Annotated in this window: 21 protein-coding genes and 1 tRNA gene; 15 read left to right on the top strand and 7 right to left on the bottom strand. The window is 59.4% G+C overall.

Annotated features, from left to right (window positions below; translation table 11 throughout):
• Window positions 1–24: 24 nt before the first annotated feature.
• The gene (locus ACEN9A_RS22730) at window positions 25–1,317 is read right to left on the bottom strand and encodes an OprD family porin (RefSeq protein WP_413385998.1); all 1,293 of its coding nucleotides are present in this window, start codon (window positions 1,315–1,317) and stop codon (window positions 25–27) included.
• Between the two features lie 234 nt (window positions 1,318–1,551).
• Here ACEN9A_RS22730 and ACEN9A_RS22725 point away from each other — a divergent pair, with 234 nt between their 5' ends.
• Together ACEN9A_RS22725 and ACEN9A_RS22720 are read left to right on the top strand one after the other, a co-directional pair.
• Window positions 1,552–2,223 carry a response regulator gene (locus tag ACEN9A_RS22725; RefSeq protein WP_007941432.1) on the top strand — a complete coding sequence of 224 codons (672 nt, stop codon included), beginning with the start codon at window positions 1,552–1,554 and terminating at the stop codon, window positions 2,221–2,223.
• On the top strand, window positions 2,216–3,604 hold the full coding sequence (locus ACEN9A_RS22720) for a sensor histidine kinase (protein ID WP_258670806.1): 1,389 nt from the start codon (window positions 2,216–2,218) through the stop codon (window positions 3,602–3,604). Before ACEN9A_RS22725 ends, ACEN9A_RS22720 begins: the two co-directional genes overlap by 8 nt.
• 125 nt (window positions 3,605–3,729) lie before the next feature.
• Here the strand turns inward: ACEN9A_RS22720 and ACEN9A_RS22715 are convergent, their stop codons facing one another.
• Together ACEN9A_RS22715 and ygfZ are read right to left on the bottom strand one after the other, a co-directional pair.
• A complete protein-coding gene (locus ACEN9A_RS22715; RefSeq protein ID WP_018926787.1) occupies window positions 3,730–4,551 on the bottom strand; it encodes an HDOD domain-containing protein in 822 nt (273 codons plus the stop codon).
• Window positions 4,552–4,586: 35 nt separating this feature from the next.
• On the bottom strand, window positions 4,587–5,528 hold the full coding sequence (gene ygfZ / locus ACEN9A_RS22710; RefSeq protein WP_018926786.1) for a CAF17-like 4Fe-4S cluster assembly/insertion protein YgfZ: 942 nt from the start codon (window positions 5,526–5,528) through the stop codon (window positions 4,587–4,589).
• A gap of 148 nt (window positions 5,529–5,676) precedes the next feature.
• On the opposite strand from ygfZ, the gene ACEN9A_RS22705 reads away from it, so the two are divergent.
• Together ACEN9A_RS22705 and ACEN9A_RS22700 are read left to right on the top strand one after the other, a co-directional pair.
• Window positions 5,677–5,931: an FAD assembly factor SdhE gene (locus ACEN9A_RS22705; protein WP_007941436.1), complete on the top strand. Its 255-nt coding sequence runs from the start codon at window positions 5,677–5,679 to the stop codon at window positions 5,929–5,931.
• Entirely contained in the window at window positions 5,915–6,367 is a 453-nt protein-coding gene (locus ACEN9A_RS22700) for a protein YgfX (protein WP_258670802.1), read from the top strand. Before ACEN9A_RS22705 ends, ACEN9A_RS22700 begins: the two co-directional genes overlap by 17 nt.
• Here ACEN9A_RS22700 and nadB read toward each other — a convergent pair.
• Window positions 6,336–7,952, bottom strand: coding sequence for an L-aspartate oxidase (gene nadB / locus ACEN9A_RS22695; protein ID WP_258670800.1), 1,617 nt, complete (start codon window positions 7,950–7,952; stop codon window positions 6,336–6,338). The two genes, ACEN9A_RS22700 and nadB, sit on opposite strands and share 32 nt — an antisense overlap.
• Before the next feature lie 556 nt (window positions 7,953–8,508).
• Between nadB and rpoE the strand changes: the two genes are divergently transcribed.
• The 4 genes from rpoE (at window position 8,509) to ACEN9A_RS22675 (ending at window position 12,354) form a co-directional block, all read left to right on the top strand.
• Window positions 8,509–9,090 (top strand): RNA polymerase sigma factor RpoE/AlgU, encoded by a 582-nt coding sequence (rpoE, locus tag ACEN9A_RS22690; protein WP_003172477.1) that lies wholly within the window; start codon window positions 8,509–8,511, stop codon window positions 9,088–9,090.
• Window positions 9,091–9,120: 30 nt separating this feature from the next.
• A complete protein-coding gene (locus tag ACEN9A_RS22685) occupies window positions 9,121–9,708 on the top strand; it encodes a sigma-E factor negative regulatory protein (protein WP_019580842.1) in 588 nt (195 codons plus the stop codon).
• A gap of 8 nt (window positions 9,709–9,716) precedes the next feature.
• On the top strand, window positions 9,717–10,679 hold the full coding sequence (locus ACEN9A_RS22680; protein ID WP_007941442.1) for a MucB/RseB C-terminal domain-containing protein: 963 nt from the start codon (window positions 9,717–9,719) through the stop codon (window positions 10,677–10,679).
• 244 nt (window positions 10,680–10,923) lie between these two features.
• Window positions 10,924–12,354, top strand: coding sequence for a DegQ family serine endoprotease (locus tag ACEN9A_RS22675; protein WP_019647985.1), 1,431 nt, complete (start codon window positions 10,924–10,926; stop codon window positions 12,352–12,354).
• 75 nt (window positions 12,355–12,429) lie between these two features.
• On the opposite strand, the gene ACEN9A_RS22670 is transcribed toward ACEN9A_RS22675, so the two are convergent.
• Window positions 12,430–13,863 (bottom strand): M48 family metalloprotease, encoded by a 1,434-nt coding sequence (locus ACEN9A_RS22670; RefSeq protein WP_018926780.1) that lies wholly within the window; start codon window positions 13,861–13,863, stop codon window positions 12,430–12,432.
• Between the two features lie 98 nt (window positions 13,864–13,961).
• Here ACEN9A_RS22670 and ACEN9A_RS22665 point away from each other — a divergent pair, with 98 nt between their 5' ends.
• Entirely contained in the window at window positions 13,962–14,201 is a 240-nt protein-coding gene (locus ACEN9A_RS22665) for a sulfurtransferase TusA family protein (RefSeq protein ID WP_007941445.1), read from the top strand.
• A gap of 31 nt (window positions 14,202–14,232) precedes the next feature.
• Window positions 14,233–15,303 (top strand): AI-2E family transporter, encoded by a 1,071-nt coding sequence (locus tag ACEN9A_RS22660; protein ID WP_019647986.1) that lies wholly within the window; start codon window positions 14,233–14,235, stop codon window positions 15,301–15,303.
• Between the two features lie 109 nt (window positions 15,304–15,412).
• On the opposite strand, the gene ACEN9A_RS22655 is transcribed toward ACEN9A_RS22660, so the two are convergent.
• Together ACEN9A_RS22655 and ACEN9A_RS22650 are read right to left on the bottom strand one after the other, a co-directional pair.
• Window positions 15,413–15,886: a peroxiredoxin gene (locus ACEN9A_RS22655; RefSeq protein ID WP_019647987.1), complete on the bottom strand. Its 474-nt coding sequence runs from the start codon at window positions 15,884–15,886 to the stop codon at window positions 15,413–15,415.
• Window positions 15,887–15,896: 10 nt separating this feature from the next.
• On the bottom strand, window positions 15,897–16,457 hold the full coding sequence (locus ACEN9A_RS22650; RefSeq protein WP_007898662.1) for a glycine cleavage system transcriptional repressor: 561 nt from the start codon (window positions 16,455–16,457) through the stop codon (window positions 15,897–15,899).
• Between the two features lie 328 nt (window positions 16,458–16,785).
• On the opposite strand from ACEN9A_RS22650, the gene dapA reads away from it, so the two are divergent.
• The 5 genes from dapA (at window position 16,786) to ACEN9A_RS22625 (ending at window position 20,476) form a co-directional block, all read left to right on the top strand.
• Complete coding sequence (dapA, locus tag ACEN9A_RS22645) at window positions 16,786–17,664, top strand: 4-hydroxy-tetrahydrodipicolinate synthase (RefSeq protein WP_007941448.1); 879 nt, start codon at window positions 16,786–16,788, stop codon at window positions 17,662–17,664.
• A 17-nt stretch (window positions 17,665–17,681) separates the two neighbouring features.
• The gene (gene bamC, locus ACEN9A_RS22640; protein ID WP_018926776.1) at window positions 17,682–18,797 is read left to right on the top strand and encodes an NlpB/DapX family lipoprotein; all 1,116 of its coding nucleotides are present in this window, start codon (window positions 17,682–17,684) and stop codon (window positions 18,795–18,797) included.
• A 4-nt stretch (window positions 18,798–18,801) separates the two neighbouring features.
• Entirely contained in the window at window positions 18,802–19,560 is a 759-nt protein-coding gene (locus tag ACEN9A_RS22635) for an MBL fold metallo-hydrolase (protein ID WP_019580834.1), read from the top strand.
• A gap of 28 nt (window positions 19,561–19,588) precedes the next feature.
• On the top strand, window positions 19,589–20,302 hold the full coding sequence (gene purC, locus ACEN9A_RS22630; protein ID WP_018926775.1) for a phosphoribosylaminoimidazolesuccinocarboxamide synthase: 714 nt from the start codon (window positions 19,589–19,591) through the stop codon (window positions 20,300–20,302).
• Between the two features lie 84 nt (window positions 20,303–20,386).
• Window positions 20,387–20,476: transfer RNA gene (locus tag ACEN9A_RS22625), tRNA-Ser, on the top strand.
• Window positions 20,477–20,584: the final 108 nt, after the last annotated feature.

Genomic DNA, 20,584 nt, shown 5'->3' with positions numbered 1-20,584 from the left:
AGTTTTTGTTATGGACGTACTGAATTACCAAAGGGCAACGCTATAGCTCACCAGCAGACGCACTTCATCGGCATCGCGAGCGGAGTAGTTGGAACGGTAGGTGGCATTGCGCAGGCGTACGGCAACGTCCTTGAGGGCGCCGCTTTGTACGACGTATTTGATCTCGGTGTTGCGTTCCCACTCTTTGCCTTCGTCGCCATTCTTGAGCTTGATGTTGTCACCGCTCACGTAACGACTCATGAAGCTCAGGCCGGGGATGCCGAGTTTGGCGAAGTCGTAATCGTAACGTGCCTGCCAGGAGTGTTCTTCGGCGCCTGCAAAGTCGTTGATCTGCACGAAGTTGACCAGGTACGGATCGCTGCCATCGACGTAGGGGAAGGCACTGTCGCCGGACATGTGCTGATAGCCGGCGCTGAGTTTATGCCCGTTCAAGGCGTAGCTCACCAGCCCGTTCAGGGATTTGTTGTCGATTTTGCCGCCGCGGGCCGCGCCTTCGTCGTCGCTGATGGCAAATCGCAGATCGGTACCGAAAGTACCGGGGCCGAACGGTTGCGAAGCGACAACACCGAGGAAGTGCTGGTTGTAGACTTCATCGAGTTGAGCGAAGTGGTAGCTGCCGGTGATCTTGTCGGTGAACTTGTAGTCCACGCCGCCAAAATCAAAATGCTTGCCTGCCACGGTGCCGGCGAAGCGGCTGTTCTTGTTGTTGAGGGCGATGTCCTCGAAGTCGGTGCTGTCGCGGTCCTTGGCTTTCTCCAGACGCCCGCCGGTGAAGGTCAGGTTCTTGATCTCTTTGGAGGTCAGCATCCCGCCTTCAAAGGTCTGCGGCAGAATGCGGCCGTCGTTGGGCTTGAGGATCGGCAGTTCCGGAATCAGGCTGCCGATTTTCAGTTCCGTGGCGGAGATCTTCACTTTGCCGGTCAGGCCGAGCTTGGAATACTCGTTCGCCGCGCGCCCGTCGTCATGGGTTGGCAGCAGGCCGGTACCGGTGCGGTCCGGACTCGAATCGAGTTTTACCCCCAGCATGCCCAGCGCATCGACACCGAACCCCACGGTGCCGTCGGTGTAACCCGATTGCAGATTGAGCATGAACCCCTGGGCCCATTCGTCCCGCTTGGATTGCTGGGCGCTGGTGCCGTCGCGAAAGTCGCGATTGAAATACATGTTGCGGGTTTCGAAGGTTGCCTTACTGTCTTCGAAGAAGGCAGCCTGGCTCAACGGCGAAAAGCCGGCGAGGGCGGCGGCACTGACAAGGGCGGTCTGGCTGAGGCGGGAAAAACGAACAGGCGGGCGAGCCTGAAGCTGCATGGACAGCATGGTGACATACTCCGTTTATTGTTCTTATTTGGCGAAAACGCTTCGAGGCGTTTTTCGTACGCTATGTGCGGTAGCGACGGCAGTCGAAACTGTCCGTGGCTGGACTCTAACCGGCTTACCTTTCGCTAACCTTTCAGCTGACTTTCACGGTTTTCGGGCTTCACAGCGACGGATGCGGCTGTAAACTCCGCGCCAAAGAATGGCGTCGACCATCCCTGAATGAGGTAAAGATCCATGCGTGTTCTGCTCGTCGAAGACCATCTGCAGCTTGCCGAAAGTGTCGCCCAGGCGCTCAAGAGCACCGGGCTGACCGTGGATGTGCTGCACGACGGTGTGGCGGCCGACCTGGCCTTGAGCAGCGAGGAATACGCCATGGCGATCCTCGATGTCGGCCTGCCGCGCATGGACGGTTTCGAAGTGCTGGCGCGCTTGCGGGCCCGGGGCAAGAACCTGCCGGTGCTGATGCTGACCGCCCGCAGCGACGTCAAGGACCGGGTCCATGGCCTGAACCTGGGGGCTGACGATTACCTGGCCAAACCTTTCGAACTGACCGAACTCGAAGCCCGGGTCAAAGCCTTGCTGCGCCGCAGTGTGCTCGGCGGTGAACGCCAGCAGCGCTGTGGCGTGCTGGCCTATGACCTGGACACCCGGCGCTTCACCCTCGGAGAAGAGTTGCTGACCCTGACCTCCCGCGAGCAGGCAGTGCTCGAAGCCCTGATCGCCCGTCCCGGCCGGGTGATGAGCAAGGAGCAATTGGCGGCTCAGGTCTTCGGCCTGGACGAGGAGGCCAGTCCCGATGCCATCGAGATCTACGTCCACCGCTTGCGCAAAAAACTCGACGGCCAACCGGTGGCCATCGTGACCTTCCGTGGCCTTGGCTATTTGCTGGAAAGCCGCGATGCATAAGCTCAGCAGCCTGCGTTGGCGGTTGCTGTGGAACCTCGCGCTGCTGCTGGTGGTGTTGATGATCGCCAGTGGCTTGAGTGCGTACTGGAACGGTCGCGAAGCCGCCGACACCGCGTATGACCGGACCTTGCTGGCCTCGGCGCGGACCATCGCCGCCGGCCTGTCCCAGCGCGACGGCAGCCTCAGCGCCAACGTGCCCTACGTGGCCCTCGACACGTTCGCCTACGACAGCGCCGGGCGGATTTTTTACCTGGTCAACGACATCAATCAGAAGCTGATTTCGGGCTACGAAAACCTGCCGGCACCGCCACCGGGAACGCCGCGCACCGATGACTATCCGGCGCTGGCGCGTTTCTACAATGCTACCTATCAAGGGCAGAACGTGCGGGTGGTCAGCCTGCTCAAAGCGGTCAGCGAACCGAACATGAACGGCATGGCGGAGATCCGCGTGGCGGAAACCGATGAGGCGCGGGTCCGCATGGCGCGCAGCCTGATGGCCGACACCTTGTTGCGCCTGGGCATGCTGGCGATCGGTGCGTTGTTGCTGGTGTGGTTTGCGGTCAGTGCGGCGCTGCGTCCACTGGAGCGCTTGCGTACCGCGGTGGAAGAGCGTCAGCCCGACGACTTGCGGCCCTTGCCGCTGGTGGAAGTGCAGCACGAACTGGGGCCGCTGGTGCGCGCGCTTAATCACTTTACCGAGCGGTTGCGCGGGCAGTTCGAGCGCCAGGCGCAATTCATCGCCGATGCCGCCCATGAACTGCGCACACCGTTGGCAGCGCTCAAGGCACGACTCGAACTGGGCTTGCGCTCGAACGAACCCGAAACCTGGCGCAGCACCCTGGAAACCGCCGCCCAGGGTACGGATCGCCTGACTCATCTGGCCAATCAATTGCTCTCGCTGGCACGGGTCGAGAACGGCGCCCGGGCCATCGCCGAGGGCGGTGCGCAGTTGCTCGACCTCAGTCAGTTGGCCCGTGAACTGGGCATGGCCATGGCGCCGCTGGCCCATGCACGTGGCGTGGCACTGGCGTTGGAGGCTGACGAGCCGGTGTGGATGCGTGGTGAGCCGACGCTGCTGAACGAGCTGTTGAGCAATCTGGTGGACAACGCACTGGCCCACACGCCACCGGGCGGCAATGTGATTCTGCGGGTCACGGCGCCGGCGGTGCTGGAGGTCGAGGACGATGGTCCGGGAATTCCCCTTGAGGAGCGGGAGCGGGTGTTCGAGCGTTTTTACCGGCGTAACCAGCAGGTGGCGGGATCGGGATTGGGGCTGGCGATTGTCGGCGAGATCTGCCGCGCCCACCTGGCGCAGATCAGCCTGCACGATGGCGAGTTGGCGGGACTGAAAGTGCGGGTGAGTTTTATTGCGGGGGAGTGAACACACTCACACCTGTGGAGAGAGGCTTGTTGTGGCGAGGGAGCTTGCTCCCGTTGGGCTGCGAAGCGGCCCCAAGAAGGGACTGCTGCGCAGTCCAACGGGGGCAAGCCCCCTCGCCACAGAAATCAGTAAAACATCGACCGCGACTCTTCCAGATCCTTGCACATCGCCTCGTTCTCCGGATCGATTCCCAGCTTCTTGAAGGCTGGCACACTGAACGGGTCGATACGGGCCAGGGGATGATCGGTGTCCTTGTGGCAATACAGGCTGGCCACTTGCACCAGATCGACATAGTCGACCCGCGCCGATTGCCGCTTGAAATCCAGATACAGCCCCGGCAATTGCACCAGCATTTCCGGAAAATCCCAGACCCTGAGCAATTTATCGCCGAGCAGCGGATGGATGCGTTCGATCACATGGTTGAGGCTGACCGGGTCTGACAGCAATTCATAGTGATCTTCGGCGTAGGTCAGGATCGGCAGCACGCCAATCTGATGCACCAGCCCGCCGAGCGCCGCTTGATCAGGCTTGAGTTGTGTGTAGCTGCGGCACAACGCATAGCTGACGCCGGCGATTTCCAGGCTTTTGCGCCAGACCTCGCGCATTTTCTGTTCCACCACTTCGGAACGGGCATTGAAAATCTGTTCCATCACCAGGCCGATGGCCAGGTTGCTGCTGTAATTGACGCCCAGCCGGGTGATGGCCGTGTGCAAGTCAGTCACTTCCTGGGTCGCGCGCAGCAACGGGCTATTGACCACTTTGATCAGGCGCGCCGACAGCGCGGTATCGCGGCCGATCACTTTGCTCAGGGTGCTGACACTGATTTCCGGGTCTTCGGCGGCCTTGCGAATCTGCAGGGCCACTTCCGGTAATGTTGGCAGAACCAGGTCATCATTATCGATGGCCTCAACCAAATCCTGTTGGACCTTATCCGCCAGCTCACTCATTTCTTTTCTCTAGGGTATTGCGACAAGTGCTGCTGTTAACGCTGGATTTCGCGATCACGATCCAGTTGGTAAGGCAGGTCGAGCAGATGCAGGCCCGGACCTTCGAGTGCGCCAAGGTGCAGGTTGCCATCTTCTGCAGCTTCGGCTTGCAGCACGGCCAGGAGTTCAATGTTTTGCTCGGTGCGAGCCGCGATCACCACTTCACCAATCGAACTGCCGTGAGTCGGGGAGAACAGTGGTGTGCCGGGTTCAGGCAGTTCACTACCTTCCAGTTGCAAGCGATACAGGCGACGCTTGAGTTTGCCCAGGTATTGCATGCGCGCAACGATTTCCTGACCGGTGTAGCAACCCTTTTTGAAGCTCACGCCGCCGACGGCTTGCAGATTGAGCATCTGCGGGATGAACAGCTCGCGGGTGCTCGGCATGACCTGGCCGATCCCTGCGCGGATCTGGCCCAGCAGCCATTGATTCAGTTCGCCTTCGGCCAGCAGGGCGGACAGCTTGCCCTTGATGGTGTCGGCTTGATCGGCGTTCACCCAGAGTTCAGCGCGCTCAGGCGAGACGCGAAGGGCGATCAGGCCGTCATTACGCACAACGCTGTCGGTGTCGACCGGTAGCGCCAGGCCCAGGCTGGCCAGTGCCGCATCGCCATGCTCAAGGCCAAAACGAACCCAGCCGGCACTTTCGTCGGTCAGTTTCGATTTGGAGAACACTGCGTACTTTTTCAGGTCCGCCAGTTGCGGCTCCAGCAGTTCGCTGGCCATCGCCATGAGCACACCGTCGCCTTCCAGCAGAATGCGGAAGCTCGATTGCATCCGGCCTTTCTGCGTGCAGCGCGCACCAAGGCTGGCCTGTGTGTCGCTCAGGTAATTGAGGTTGCAAGTCAATTGGCCTTGCAGGAATTTGCTGGCATCCGAGCCGCGTACCGCGAGAACGCCTTCGTGAGACAGTGTGCAGAAAAAAGCAGAATCGGCCATGGGTCATCGCAGGGTAAAGAGTCTGAGGGACATCATAAGGGGACGCCCTTGAAATGGGTAGTTCACAAAGGATCGTCAGTGCCGACCAAAGCCGACTGTTCGGCTCGCCTCGGGGCTGTATACTTGCGGCCTATTTGAGGAGCGCTCCATGGTCGATAACGTTGAACTGAACCGCCTCTTTTGGCACAGCCGTCGCGGCATGCTGGAACTTGACGTGCTTCTGGTGCCGTTCGTGAAAGAGGTTTACGCGAATCTGAACGAGGTAGATCGCGCGCTGTATGTCCGCCTGCTGGAGTGTGAGGATCAGGACATGTTCGGCTGGTTCATGGAACGCGCCGAATCGGAAGATCCGGAGCTGCAGCGCATGGTTCGCATGATCCTGGATCGTGTCCAGCCCAAGTAACGCGTTCGAATGCCGCTGGCATGCCTCACGGCAGTTGCTGGCGGCTTATCTTCTCGCCCAGCTGTTCGCGTTGGGTTCGCTGTTTCTTCTCTCGATACCGCTCTGGGCCAACCTGTTCGGCGTAGCGTTGTGCGTGGCTCACAGCATGTGGGCATTGCCGCGACAGATTCTGCTGACACACCCACAGGCCTTTCGCGGCTTGCGTCGCGATGCCGATGGCTGGCAGTTGTGGAGCCAGGCGCAAGGTTGGCAACCCGTACAGCTACGGCCGGACAGCCTGGCGCTGCCGTTGGTTGTGGTGCTGCGCTTTCGTCTGCGGGGCGAGCGACGTATCAGGGCGATATGCGTGCCGCGGGATTCGCAGGCGGCGGATGTGCACCGACGCCTGCGGGTTCGGCTCAAGTTCAGTCGGCGTAGGTGGGCGGCACCAGAATAGTGTCCAGGGCGACCGGCAGCAGATTCGGGTAGTCGAGGGTGTAATGCAGGCCGCGGCTTTCCTTGCGCTCCATGGCCGACCGGATCATCAGGTCGGCTACCTGAGCCAGGTTCCTCAGCTCGATCAGGTCTCGGCTCACTTTATAGTTGCTATAGAACTCGTCGATTTCATCCAGCAACAACTGCACTCGGTGCTGGGCTCGTTGCAGGCGCTTGTTGGTGCGTACGATGCCCACGTAGTCCCACATGAATCGCCGCAGTTCGTCCCAGTTGTGCGCGATGATCACGTCTTCGTCGGAGTCGGTGACCTGGCTGGCATCCCAGACGGGCAGGGCGGTCGGAACCGACACTTCTGGCAACTGCTCAAGAATGTCCGCCGCCGCCGAACGGGCATAAACGAAACATTCCAGCAGCGAGTTGCTGGCCATGCGGTTGGCGCCATGCAGGCCGGTGAAGCTGGTTTCACCAATCGCATACAGGCCCGGCACGTCGGTGCGGCCCCGCTGATCGACCATCACGCCGCCGCAGGTGTAGTGCGCCGCCGGCACCACCGGAATCGGTTGTTTAGTGATGTCGATGGAGAATTCCAGGCAGCGTTCATAGACCGTCGGGAAGTGCGTCTTGATGAAGTCTTCGGGCTTGTGGCTGATGTCCAGGTAAACGCAGTCGATACCCAGGCGCTTCATCTCATGGTCGATGGCGCGGGCGACGATGTCCCGTGGTGCCAGTTCGGCCCGTGGATCGAAGCGCTGCATGAAGCGTTCGCCGTTGGGCAGCTTCAGGTGTCCGCCTTCGCCGCGCAGGGCTTCGGTGATCAGGAAGCTCTTGGCTTGCGGGTGATAAAGGCAGGTCGGGTGGAACTGGTTGAACTCCAGGTTCGCCACCCGGCAGCCGGAACGCCAGGCCATGGCGATGCCATCACCGCAGGCGCCATCAGGGTTGCTGGTATAGAGGTAGACCTTCGCCGCGCCGCCCGATGCAAGGATCACGAAGCGCGCGCCGTAAGTGTCGACTTCACCAGTGCTGCGGTTGAGGACATAGGCGCCAAGGCAGCGGTCGCCTTCAAGGCCCAGGCGCTTTTCGGTGATCAGATCGATCGCGACCCGCTGCTCCAGCAGTTCGATGTTGGGTCGCTGTATGGCTTGGTCGAGCAGGGTTCTGAAGATCGCCGCGCCCGTCGCATCGGCGGCGTGGATGATGCGTCGATGGCTGTGACCGCCTTCGCGGGTCAGGTGAAACTCGAAACCGCCGTCTTCGGTGCCGGACTGTTCGTCGCGGGTAAAGGGTACGCCTTGGTCGATCAGCCATTGAATCGCTTCTCTGCTGTGCTCGACGGTAAAGCGCACGGCGTCTTTATGGCACAGGCCACCCCCGGCGTTGAGGGTATCGTCGACGTGGGACTCGACAGTATCGGTGTCATCCAGAACGGCGGCGACACCGCCCTGGGCCCAGAAGGTCGAGCCATTGGCGAGGTCGCCTTTGCTCAATACGGCGATACGCAAATGACCGGGCAAGGTCAGCGCAAGACTCAAGCCGGCAGCGCCGCTGCCAATTACCAGAACATCGTGTTGAAACTGTTGGCTCATTTCAGGATTCCGCTCAAAGCGACCCGGGTCGGGGTGGCGCTGGACATCTGGACAGGCGAGGTCAGACAACCGCACAGCCCTCTAGTATATAGAGGGGGGGAGCGGCACAATAGTCGAGCCCACATGGCATTGTGAAACTACTGTGACGGAAAAGACTGGACGCTTCGTCGGAAGTTTTTTTGCATGCTTTGGCGACAAGGCGACTGTATCGTGGATTTAACAGTCTTTTTCGCTTCACGGTTGCACAATGTCGGTGTCAGGCGGCTATAAATATGGAACTTTTGCCAAAGGCTCAAGATCAATAGAAGGTTGCCTGAAACAAGGAACAGTGTCGGTTTCGGTGCGGGACTTGCGGTTAGGTCCTTGCTGACGAATCCGATGACAAGATTATTCGCGCAGCCTGGGTTTCCCGCGCTGCGTTTTTCGTGCGTGCCAAATCAGAGCCCGCAGGAAACTTGCTTGAAGGGGGAGAACTTTTGCGAAAAGCCCGAGTCTATGTTTGCAAGTCTGGTCGTTCAGTAATGCAAGCCTCCTTCGAGCTTATCGAGGAGTGTTCATGCTAACCCAGGAAGAGGATCAGCAGCTGGTCGAGCGCGTTCAACGCGGCGACAAGCGAGCTTTCGATCTGCTAGTGCTGAAATACCAGCACAAAATTCTCGGGTTGATCGTGCGTTTCGTGCACGACACCCATGAAGCCCAGGATGTCGCACAGGAAGCCTTTATCAAGGCATACCGTGCACTTGGTAATTTTCGCGGAGACAGCGCGTTTTATACGTGGCTTTACCGTATCGCCATCAACACGGCGAAAAACTATCTGGTTTCACGCGGCCGTCGGCCGCCGGATAGCGATGTCAGTTCCGAGGATGCAGAGTTCTACGATGGCGATCATGGCCTCAAGGATCTCGAGTCGCCAGAACGTGCATTGCTGCGGGATGAGATCGAAGGCACCGTCCATCGAACCATTCAGCAACTGCCAGAAGATTTGCGTACGGCTTTAACTTTACGTGAATTCGATGGTCTGAGTTACGAGGACATTGCCAGTGTCATGCAGTGTCCGGTGGGTACCGTGCGCTCCCGGATTTTCCGCGCCCGGGAGGCCATCGATAAAGCCCTGCAGCCGTTGTTGCAGGAAAACTGAGACAGCGGCGACAGCCAAGAGAGGAACGCCATGAGTCGTGAAGCCCTGCAGGAATCGCTGTCCGCAGTGATGGATAACGAAGCGGACGAACTGGAATTACGTCGGGTATTGAATGCCTTTGACGATGTTGAAACCCGCGATACCTGGGCTCGTTACCAGATCGCTCGAGCGGTCATGCACAAGGACCTGCTGCTTCCTCGTCTGGACATCGCCGCGGCAGTCTCTGCTGCGCTGGCTGACGAAGCCGTACCGGCAAAAGCCTCTCGTGGTCCATGGCGCAGCCTGGGTCGTCTGGCAGTCGCTGCTTCGGTGACCATTGCCGTGCTGGCAGGTGTACGTCTGTACAACCAGGACGAGATCGCAGGTGTCGAACTGGCTCAGCATTCGAATCAGCCAGGTCTGACCACTCCTCAGGTCAAGGGCCCCGCTGTATTGGCAGGCTACAATGAGAGTTCGGACGCCACTGGCCCAATGGCCAACGGCGTATTGCAAGGTCAGCCAGGCTGGCACGATCAGCGTCTGCCAGGTTACTTGCGCCAACATGCTCAACAGGCTGCACTGAAAGGTACTGAGAGCGCTCTGCCTTACGCTCGTGCAGCAAGCCTGGAAAACCGTTAAGGAGGATCATGCGCGCCATACCTCTACTTACGCTTCTGCTCAGTGGCTGGTTTATTGTTCCAGCCCACGCCGATGAAGCCCAGGACTGGCTGAAGCGTCTGGGACAGGCGGAGCAAACGCAGAGCTTTCACGGTACTTTCGTCTACGAGCGTAACGGTAGTTTTTCTACCCATAACATCTGGCATCGCGTCCAGGATGGCAAAGTCCAAGAGCGTTTACTTCAGCTCGACGGTTCGGCGCAGGAAGTCGTGCGCATTGATGGGCATACTCAATGCGTCAGCGGCACCCTGATAGCAGGGCTGGGGGACTCACCCAACTCCGCCGCTCGTGCACTCGATCCACAAAAGCTAAAGAATTGGTACGACCTTGCCGTCATCGGCAAGTCGCGTGTGGCCGGGCGTTCGGCGGTGATCGTCTCGTTGACGCCTCGCGATCAGCACCGCTATGGTTTTGAGCTGCATCTGGACAAGGAAACCGGCTTGCCGTTGAAGTCATTGTTGCTCAATGACAAAGGGCAACTGCTGGAACGGTTCCAGTTCACCCGGCTGGATACTGCCGAGGTGCCTTCCGACAGCGATTTGCAGGCAGGTTCCGAGTGCAAGCCCATTAACCTGGACAGTGACAAGGCGTCCGCCGTCAAGACTGCGCAGGTCTGGCATTCGGACTGGTTGCCGCCAGGTTTCGAACTGACCAGCAGTACCTCTCACAAGGATCCGGATACCAAAGTCCAGGTCAGCAGTCTGATGTTCGACGACGGTCTGGCCCGATTCTCGGTGTTCCTTGAGCCATTGAATGGGGCAACAGTCACCGACACCCGTACTCAGCTGGGGCCAACAGTCGCTGTGTCCCGTCGCTTGACCACTCCGCAAGGCGAAATAATGGTGACCGTGGTCGGTGAAATACCGATTGGCACCGCCGAACGGATTGCGCTGTCCATGCGCAACGATGCCGCGGCTACCAGCAAGCAGTGAGCTGATCAGCCATGCTCATCAATCGGGGCCGGATGGTGCGCAAGGTCGCAATGCTGCCCCGTCGTTGAGGCCTCGAAATGTTTTGCCGAGCATTTTCATTTGCAAATATCCCGAAAATTTTTTATAGGTCAGAGCCCCTCGGCTCTGGCCTTGTTTGTTGTTCCCGGAACAAAAATACCGGCGTATCTTTTCCGGTGTTCCTTGCTCCATATCGCTTAACCATGCTCGTCGTAACGGGAGCCGTATGTCGATACCACGCTTGAAGTCTTATCTCTCCATTTTTGCCACCGTGCTGGTGCTCGGTCAGGCGGTCACTGCGCAAGCGGCCGACTTGCCTGACTTCACGCAACTGGTCGAGCAGGCCTCGCCCGCGGTGGTGAATATCAGTACTACCCAGAAGTTGCCGGAACGCAAAGTGTCCAGCGAGCAAATGCCGGACCTTGAAGGCTTGCCGCCGATGCTGCGCGAGTTCTTTGAGCGTGGTATGCCGCAGCAGCCACGCTCACCTCGTGGCGATCGCCAGCGTGAAGCGCAGTCCCTGGGGTCAGGTTTCATCATTTCGCCTGACGGCTACATCCTGACAAACAACCATGTGATCGCCGATGCCGACGAGATTCTCGTGCGCCTCGCCGATCGCAGTGAGTTGAAAGCCAAGTTGATCGGTACCGATCCGCGTTCCGACGTCGCCTTGCTGAAAATCGAAGGCAAGAACCTGCCGGTTCTGAAGCTCGGCAAATCGCAGGATCTGAAAGCCGGTCAGTGGGTCGTGGCCATCGGCTCGCCGTTCGGCTTTGATCACACTGTGACCCAAGGCATCGTCAGTGCCATCGGTCGCAGCCTGCCGAACGAAAACTATGTTCCGTTCATCCAGACCGACGTGCCGATCAACCCGGGTAACTCCGGTGGTCCGCTGTTCAACCTGGCCGGTGAAGTGGTCGGCATCAACTCGCAGATCTACACCCGCTCCGGCGGCTTCATGGGCGTGTCGTTCGCGATCCCTATCGATGTGGCGATGGACGTATCCAATCAATTGAAAAGCGGCGGTAAAGTCAGTCGTGGCTGGTTGGGTGTGGTGATCCAGGAAGTGAGCAAGGATCTGGCCGAGTCGTTCGGTCTTGAGAAACCGGCCGGTGCGTTGGTGGCTCAGATCCAGGATGATGGTCCGGCAGCCAAGGGTGGCCTGCAAGTGGGCGACGTGATCCTGAGCATGAACGGTCAACCGATCGTCATGTCCGCCGATCTGCCGCACTTGGTGGGTGCGCTGAAAGCCGGCTCGAAAGCCAATCTTGAGGTGATCCGCGAAGGCAAACGCAAGAATGTCGAGCTGACCGTCGGCGCTATCCCTGAAGAAGGCAAAGAGCTGGACGCCCAGCCTAAATCTGGCGCAGAGCGCAGCAGCAATCGCCTGGGTGTTTCCGTGGCCGAATTGACTGATGAGCAGAAGAAAGCCTACGACCTTAAAGGTGGTGTGGTAATCAAGGACGTGCAGGACGGTCCTGCTGCCCTGATCGGCTTGCAGCCTGGTGATGTGATCACTCACCTGAATAACCAGGCGATCGGCTCCACGAAGGAGTTCACCGAGATTGCCAAGGCGTTGCCGAAGAACCGCTCGGTGTCGATGCGGGTTCTGCGCCAGGGTCGCGCCAGCTTCATTACCTTCAAACTGGCTGAATAAACCGGTTGTTGGCTGAATAAAAAACCGCCTCGAAAGAGGCGGTTTTTTTGTGCCTGAATTTTGACCTCGAAGCAGTCAGCCCATCATGTCCTTGACCATGCGTTCCTGCTCCATCAGCTCGCGTTGCCGTGCGTCTATCCGCGATGACAGCGGGAAGTTGCTGCCCGCCTTGCGCTTGGCGAAGTCCAGTTGCTGGATTGCCTGGCGATAATCGCCGATCAGTGCGAAGTACTCTGCACGAGCCTGATGCAGGCCGATGATGTTGCCCGACAGGCCGCGAGTCTCGGCCACCAGGTACCAGACGTCCGGATCTTCGGGGCGGGTCTTGAGCAGGTTCTCCAGCGCTTTTTCCGCATCGGCTGCTCGATTCTGCTTGAGCAGCAGATCGACACGCACCTGATTCAGTGGGTAGTTGCCCGGATACTGAGTCAGCATCCGGTCAACCCGTGACTGAGCATCGGGCAGACGATTATTGGTGATGTCCAGATCGACCTGCGCCAGGTTGTAGATGATCTCGTTCGGCGACTTGGTCAGCAGCTGCTTGAGGTTCTCGCGAGCTTCATTCAGCTGGCCGCCCTTGATCTGGGCGATTGCCAGGCCATAGCGCGCGACGTCGTTTTTCGGGTTTTCATCGAGTTGGGCGCGGAAGCGCTTGGCACCCAAGCCTGGGGTTTCTTCATAGATCAGCTGCACGCGTGCACGAATCAGCTGATAACGCATGCTGTCTTCGATACCGCCCGGTTTGGCCTGTTCGGCACGGTTGCGGGTGTCGGCGATACGCGATTCGGTCACCGGGTGAGTCAGCAGGAATTCCGGCGGCTTGGCATCGTAGCGGTACTGGCGCATCAGCCGTTCGAACATGGTCGGCATCGAGCGCGGATCGTAACCGGCCTTCTCCAGATTCATGATGCCGATACGGTCGGCTTCCTGTTCGTTCTGGCGCGAGAACCGTCGTTGTTCCTGCATCGCCGCCGCCTGGGTGCCGGCAATGGTTGCGATCCCGGCATCGCCTGCGCCGGCAGCGGCAATCACGATCCCGGCCAGCAATGCAGCCATCATAGGCACTTGCATGCGTTGCGAGGCTTCGACACCACGGGCGAAGTGACGCTGCGACAAGTGGGCCAGTTCGTGGGCCAGGACCGAGGCATATTCGCCTTCGGTCTGGGCGTTGAGGAACAAGCCGCCGTTGACGCCGACGATCCCGCCCGGCGCGGCGAAAGCGTTGAGCTGTGGGCTGTTGATCAGGATGAACTCCAGGCGCCGGTCATTGACCTGGCTGGTTTCCACCAGCCGATAGACGCTGGACTCGACGTAATCCTTGAGTTGCGGATCGTTGAGTTGCGACACCTGGCTGCGCAGCATCGCCAGCCACGCACGGCCCAGTTGGTATTCCTGTTGCGGCGAGACGATGGCAGAACTGGCGTCACCGAGTGACGGCAAGTCGTCGGCGAAGCCCGGTGAGGCGAGCAGGCAAGCGAGCGTCAGCAGGGTAGGGCGCAAAAAAGTCATGCACAAAGCCTTAGTCGACAAAGACGTTACTGTAGCCGGACACTACGCTTGGGACCAGATATTCTAGACGGCTAAACCCCCAGCCCCGGAGTGATTCGATGACTGACGCTGTAACCCACGACGCCGAGCTGGACGCCAGCGGTCTGAATTGTCCGCTGCCGTTGCTCAAGGCCAAGATGGAACTCAACCGACTGGCCAGCGGAGCGGTGCTCAAGGTGATTGCCACGGATGCGGGCTCTCAGCGCGATTTTCGCACCTTTGCCCGATTGGCCGGTCATACGCTGCTTCGTGAAGAAGATGAAGCGGGCGTTTACCGCTATTGGTTGAAAAAAGCCTGAAACCTGCTGTGTTCGTTCTTAAGGATTATTGATGTTCAAAGTGTTACGCGACTGGATTCAGCGCTACTTCTCGGATGAAGAGGCTGTGGTGCTGGCGGTGCTGCTGTTTCTGGCATTTACCGCCGTACTCACCCTGGGTGGAATGCTTGCGCCAGTGCTGGCCGGGATGGTGCTGGCGTATCTGATGCAGGGGTTGGTGGTGATCCTCGAGCGCCTGCGTCTGCCGGGTGCCGCGGCGGTGGGGCTGGTCTTCGCGTTGTTCATGGGGGGGCTGCTGGTATTCATCATCGTCGTGGTGCCACTGCTCTGGCATCAGTTGATCACGCTGTTCAACGAATTGCCCGGCATGCTCGCCAAGTGGCAATCACTGCTATTGCTGCTGCCCGAGCGTTATCCGCATCTGGTGTCGGACGAGCAAGTACTACAGGCCATCGAAGTGGCGCGGGGCGAGATCGGTAAATTCGGCCAGTGGGCGCTGACGTTCTCGTTGTCGAGCTTGCCGCTGCTGGTGAACATCATGATCTACCTGGTACTGGTTCCGATCCTGGTGTTCTTCTTCCTCAAGGACCGGGAAATGATCGGCCAGTGGGTGCGCGGTTACCTGCCGCGGGAGCGAGCGCTGATCACTCGGGTCGCCCAGGAAATGAACCGGCAGATTGCCAATTACATTCGTGGCAAGGTCATCGAAATCTTCATTTGTGGGGGCGTGACCTACATCGCTTTCGTGGCGCTGGGGCTCAACTATGCGGCGCTGCTGGCGTTGTTGGTGGGTGTGTCGGTAGTGGTGCCCTATGTCGGGGCGGTGGTGGTGACCGTGCCGGTGCTGCTGATTGCACTGTTCCAATGGGGCTGGAGCGATCAGTTCATCTATTTGATGGCGGTCTACGGGATTATTCAGACGCTGGACGGTAACGTGCTGGTGCCGCTGCTGTTCTCGGAAGCGGTCAACCTGCACCCGGTAGCGATCATCTGCGCGGTGCTGCTGTTTGGCGGGTTGTGGGGCTTCTGGGGCGTGTTCTTTGCGATTCCCCTGGCGACGTTGTTCAAAGCCGTGCTGGATGCCTGGCCTCGCAAGGAGCCGGAGGTGTCGCCGCTGCTTTGATCGTCGACTTGAGGGTCTCTTCGCGGGCAAGCCCCGCTCCCACAGGGTTCATACCATCCCAGTGGAAGCGGGCTTTCCCGCGAAGGCGTCCGAATAGACGCCCAAAAAATCAGGCCTTGTTCAGCGCCTGAGCAGCCGACAAAACCGCATCCACGTGCCCCGGCACCTTCACGCCGCGCCATTCCTGACGCAGCACGCCATCCTTGTCGATCAGGAACGTGCTGCGATCAACCCCCATATATTCCTTGCCGTAGAGCTTTTTAAGCTTGATCACGTCGAACAGCTGACAGATGGCTTCGTCCTTGTCGCTGATCAGCTCGAAGGGGAACTCCTGCTTGCACTTGAAGTTTTCGTGAGACTTCAGGCTGTCGCGAGATAGGCCGAACACCTCGGTGTTGGCCGCCTTGAACGCCGCATACTGGTCGCGAAAACCCTGGCCTTCGGTGGTGCAACCCGGCGTGCTGTCCTTCGGGTAGAAGTAAATCACCACTTGCTTGCCTTTGAGGGCCGCGAGGCTGACGGTCTGCCCGCTGGTGGCGGGTGCTTCGAAGTCGGCAACCGGTTGGTCGATGGCTACGGCCATGAAAGCTTCCTTACATTGGGTTTTGTGGGCGCCACGGTTCAATCAGTGCGTCCAGGTTCATGGCGTCGGCGAAATCCAGGAACTGGTCACGCAGCCAGCTGATCTGGGTGCCGGCCGGCAAGGTCACGGTGAACGTGGCGTTGAGCATGGTGCCGCCGGTCTGCGGAGCCTGATAGGTGTCGCATGTCAGATTCTCCAGCTCGACGTTGTGGTCCATGAAGAATTGGCACAGCTCGTTGATGATGTCCGGGCGGTAGGCCGAGCTGACGTAGGCGACGTACGGCAAGGCCTGGGGACGGTTCTCCAGGGCTGCGCTGCGCACCACGTTGACGGTGAAGGCGTGCCGTTTGGCCAGCACTGGCAGGCTGCCTTCGAGGCGCGCCAGGGCGTCCCAGCTGCCGGAGATCTCGAGGATCAGCGCGCTGCATTCGCCATGACGCGTCAGGCGAGAGGTGACCACGGCGCAGCGGTTTTCATGGCTGGCGCGGCACAGGACGTTAGTCAGCTCCATGGGGTTGGCGCCGAGGGCACTGATGACAAGGAATTGTTCGCGAACTGTGGGGGTGGACATGCAGCATTCCTAAAGCGATGAGCGGTCGATACTGTTTATGGGCATTTTTACCGGGGACGAGCCTGCGGATGCGAATTCACAAACCCCCAGCCGAAGGTTGCAACGTGCTCCAGTATGGCAAGAGCGAGGGGTGGCAACGCTGGATCGGGGCTTGTGATGCCGAAAATGGAGGCTGGAACCCGGCGTACGAGCTTATCAGTACCGATCAAAGTCTGAAGGGTAGCGAAAAGCAGCGCCAAGGGGAATGGCGGCAGCGCAGTACTTCGCTTGTACAAGCATCTTGGCGCCAGTACCATTACCGCTCTCTTTTTCCGGCAGGAGCGGTTGCATGATTGCGGGCAGTATGGTGGCACTGGTCACACCCATGGATGCACAGGGTCGTCTCGACTGGGACAGCCTGAGCAAACTGGTGGACTTCCACCTGCAAGAGGGCACCAACGCCATCGTGGCGGTCGGCACTACGGGTGAGTCGGCCACGCTTGACGTGAACGAGCACATCGAAGTGATTCGTCGCGTGGTTGCCCAGGTTGCAGGGCGTATTCCGGTGATCGCCGGTACGGGCGCCAATTCGACGCGTGAAGCGATCGAACTAACGACCAACGCGAAGAACGCTGGCGCCGACGCGTGCCTGCTGGTAACCCCTTATTACAACAAGCCGACGCAAGAAGGCCTGTACCTGCACTTCCGCGCCATCGCCGAAGCGGTCGATATCCCGCAGATTCTTTACAATGTGCCGGGTCGTACAGCGTGCGACATGCAGGCCGAGACGGTAATCCGCCTGTCGACCGTGAAGAACATCATCGGCATCAAGGAAGCCACGGGCGACCTGCAGCGCGCCAAGGACATCCTGGCCGGCGTGAGCAGCGACTTCCTGGTCTACTCCGGTGACGATGCGACCGCGGTCGAGCTGATGCTGCTCGGTGGCAAGGGCAACATTTCGGTGACCGCCAACGTTGCGCCGCGCGCCATGAGCGAGCTGTGCGCCGCTGCGATGGCCGGTGATGCCGTCAAAGCCCGGGCGATCCACGAAAAGCTGATGCCGCTCAATAAAACCTTGTTTATCGAATCCAACCCTATCCCCGTGAAATGGGCGCTGCATGAAATGGGCCTGATGCCGGACGGTATCCGTCTGCCGCTCACCTGGCTCAGTGCTGCCTGTCACGAACCGCTGCGGCAGGCCATGCGCCAGTCCGGCGTCCTGGTTTAATTGAGGAAGTACTACGCATGAAGCGAATGGCCGGACTTTCCGCACTTGCCTTGATTATCTCCAGCACCAGTGGCTGCGGATGGATCTGGGGCCCGGAAGGTTACTTCCGTGACCGTGGTAGCGATTACCTGGAAGCGCAACAGACTGCACCGATGCAACTGCCACCAAACGTCAGCACCTCCAAGCGTCTGGATCCACTGTTGCCGATCCCGCGCAATGTGGCTGACGATACAGCCAAGGGCGAATATGTCGTGCCTCGTCCGCAGCCGCTGTCGGCGGCGGCTGATATCAGCGCCTACTCCTTGCAGAAGAGCGGCGATTCGCGTTGGATCATGGCTCAGAACCCACCGGCCGAAGTCTGGCCAGTGGCCGTGCAGTTCTTCCAGGACAACGGTTTCCGTCTGGACGAACAGCGCCCGCAAACCGGTGAGTTCACTACCACCTGGCAGCATTCCGACGAACTGTCCGCAGCCATGGCCAAGCGCCTGAGCGCGGCCGGTGTCGGCGCCGACAGCGAAACCCGCGTGCGGGTGCGTATCGAGCCAGGTGTGCAGCGCAACACCAGTGAAGTCTACGTGGTCAGCGCCGAGCGTCCTGCCGGCAGCACCGCCAACGTCGATTTCACCAATCGTTCGGTCAACACCGGCCTGGACGCAGCATTGGTCGACGACATGCTCGCGAGCATGAGCCGCACTTCGGAGAAGGGCGGTTCGGTCTCCATGCTGGCCTCGCGTGATTTCGACACGCCAAGCCGTGTCAGCCTGACCGAGGATGGCAGTGGCAACCCGGTGCTCAACGTCGGTACCGACCTGGATCGTGCCTGGTCGAGCGTCGGTCGTGCGCTGGAACAGGGCGAATGGCGTGTTGAAGACATCAACCGCAGCCTGGGCCTGTACTACATCAACCTCGCCGAAAAGGCCGAGAAGAAGGATGAGCAGCCAGGTTTCTTCGGCAGCCTGTTCGGCAGCAAGCCGAACAAGGAAGAAGTTGAAGCCCGCGCCGAGCGTTATCAGGTTCGCCTGAGCAAGGTCGGCGAGAACGTACAAGTTACCGTCGAGAAAAACATCAACACCGTGGCGCCAGCAGACGTGGCGCGCAAAGTGTTGACCGTGATTCAGGACAACCTGGGCTGATCACATGCGTTTTGCCGTTCTCGGCAGCGGTAGCCAAGGGAACGGCACGCTGGTAGCCAGCGATGACACGTATGTGCTGGTGGATTGTGGTTTCTCCTTGCGGGAAACCGAAAAACGCCTGCTGCGCCTTGGGGTAAACCCTGCGCAGTTGAGCGCGATACTTGTGACCCACGAACATGCCGATCACGTGCATGGCGTGGGTTTGCTGTCTCGGCGATACAATCTGCCTGTCTACCTCAGTCGCGGGACCCTGCGCGGGATGCGCAAACCGATTGAACCCGCGGGCTTTCTGGCTGGCGGCGAGCAACTGCAAATCGGCCCTCTGAGCATCGGCGTCATTGCCGTGGCCCATGATGCACAGGAGCCGACGCAGTATGTCTTCAGCGACGGTCAGCGGCGTTTCGGCCTGCTGACCGACCTGGGCTCATACTGCAACAAGGTGCTGGACGGCTATCGGGACCTCGATGCGTTAATGATCGAGGCCAACCATTGCCGTGACATGCTGGCTCGCGGTCACTACCCGTACTTTCTCAAGCAGCGGGTGGGCGGTGAATTGGGACATTTGAACAACCATCAGGCGGCATTCCTGGTGGCCGAGTTGGGCTGGCAAGGCCTGCAACACCTGGTCCTGGCCCATCTGAGCAGCAAGAACAACCTGCCGCAGCTGGCCCGGCAATGTTTTGTCGACACCCTCGGGTGCGACCCGGACTGGCTGCAACTGGCCGATCAAGATTCAGGGCTCGACTGGCGACACATCGCCTAGCCCACCTACTTAGCAAGCGGAGCCCATCATGGAAAAACGTGAAGAACTCTACCGCGGCAAAGCCAAATCGGTTTACAAGACCGACGACGCTGACCGCTTGATCCTGCTGTTTCGCAACGACACCTCGGCGTTCGACGGCAAGCGTATCGAGCAGCTCGACCGCAAAGGCATGGTGAACAACAAGTTCAACGCCTTCATCATGCAGAAACTCGAAGCAGCCGGCGTGCCGACTCAATTCGACAAACTGCTGGGCGACAACGAATGCCTGGTGAAAAAACTCGACATGATCCCGGTCGAGTGCGTCGTACGTAACTACGCCGCCGGCAGCCTGGTCAAGCGCCTGGGCGTTGAAGAGGGCATGAAGCTCAACCCTTACACCTTCGAACTGTTCCTGAAGGACGACGCCAAGGGCGACCCGTTCATCAACGAATCCCACGTCGTGGCATTCGGTTGGGGCACCGCCGAGCAACTGGTTCGCATGAAAGAACTGTCGCTCAAGGTCAACGAAGTACTGAGCAAACTGTTCGACGACGCCGGCCTGCTGCTGGTCGACTTCAAACTCGAATTTGGCGTGTTCTCCGATGGCTCCATCGTTCTGGGTGACGAGTTCAGCCCGGACGGCTGCCGTCTGTGGGACAAGGCCACCAAGAAGAAAATGGACAAGGACCGCTTCCGTCAGGGCCTCGGTGACGTCATCGAAGCCTACGAAGAAGTCGCCAACCGTCTGGGCGTACCGCTTTAATCGACGCAAGCATCTGATAGCACGGAAAAAAATCGCTAAAGGGGGTTCGCTTCCGGCGATTGTGCTGTTATGATGCGCGCCGTTGGAGAGATGCCAGAGTGGCCGAATGGGACGGATTCGAAATCCGTTGTACCTTCACCGGTACCTAGGGTTCGAATCCCTATCTCTCCGCCATACATAGAAAAGCCCCGTAGATGAAAATCTACGGGGCTTTTTCGTTTCTGGTTTTTTGGTTTAGGGCATTTTTAGGGCAAGAGCGAAGGTTGGTTGGCTTGGTTACAT

The organism is Pseudomonas sp. Pseusp18 (assembly GCF_059506005.1).
Note: the sequence above shows the minus strand (reverse complement) of the source record. Positions and strands in the feature narration are given on the sequence as shown.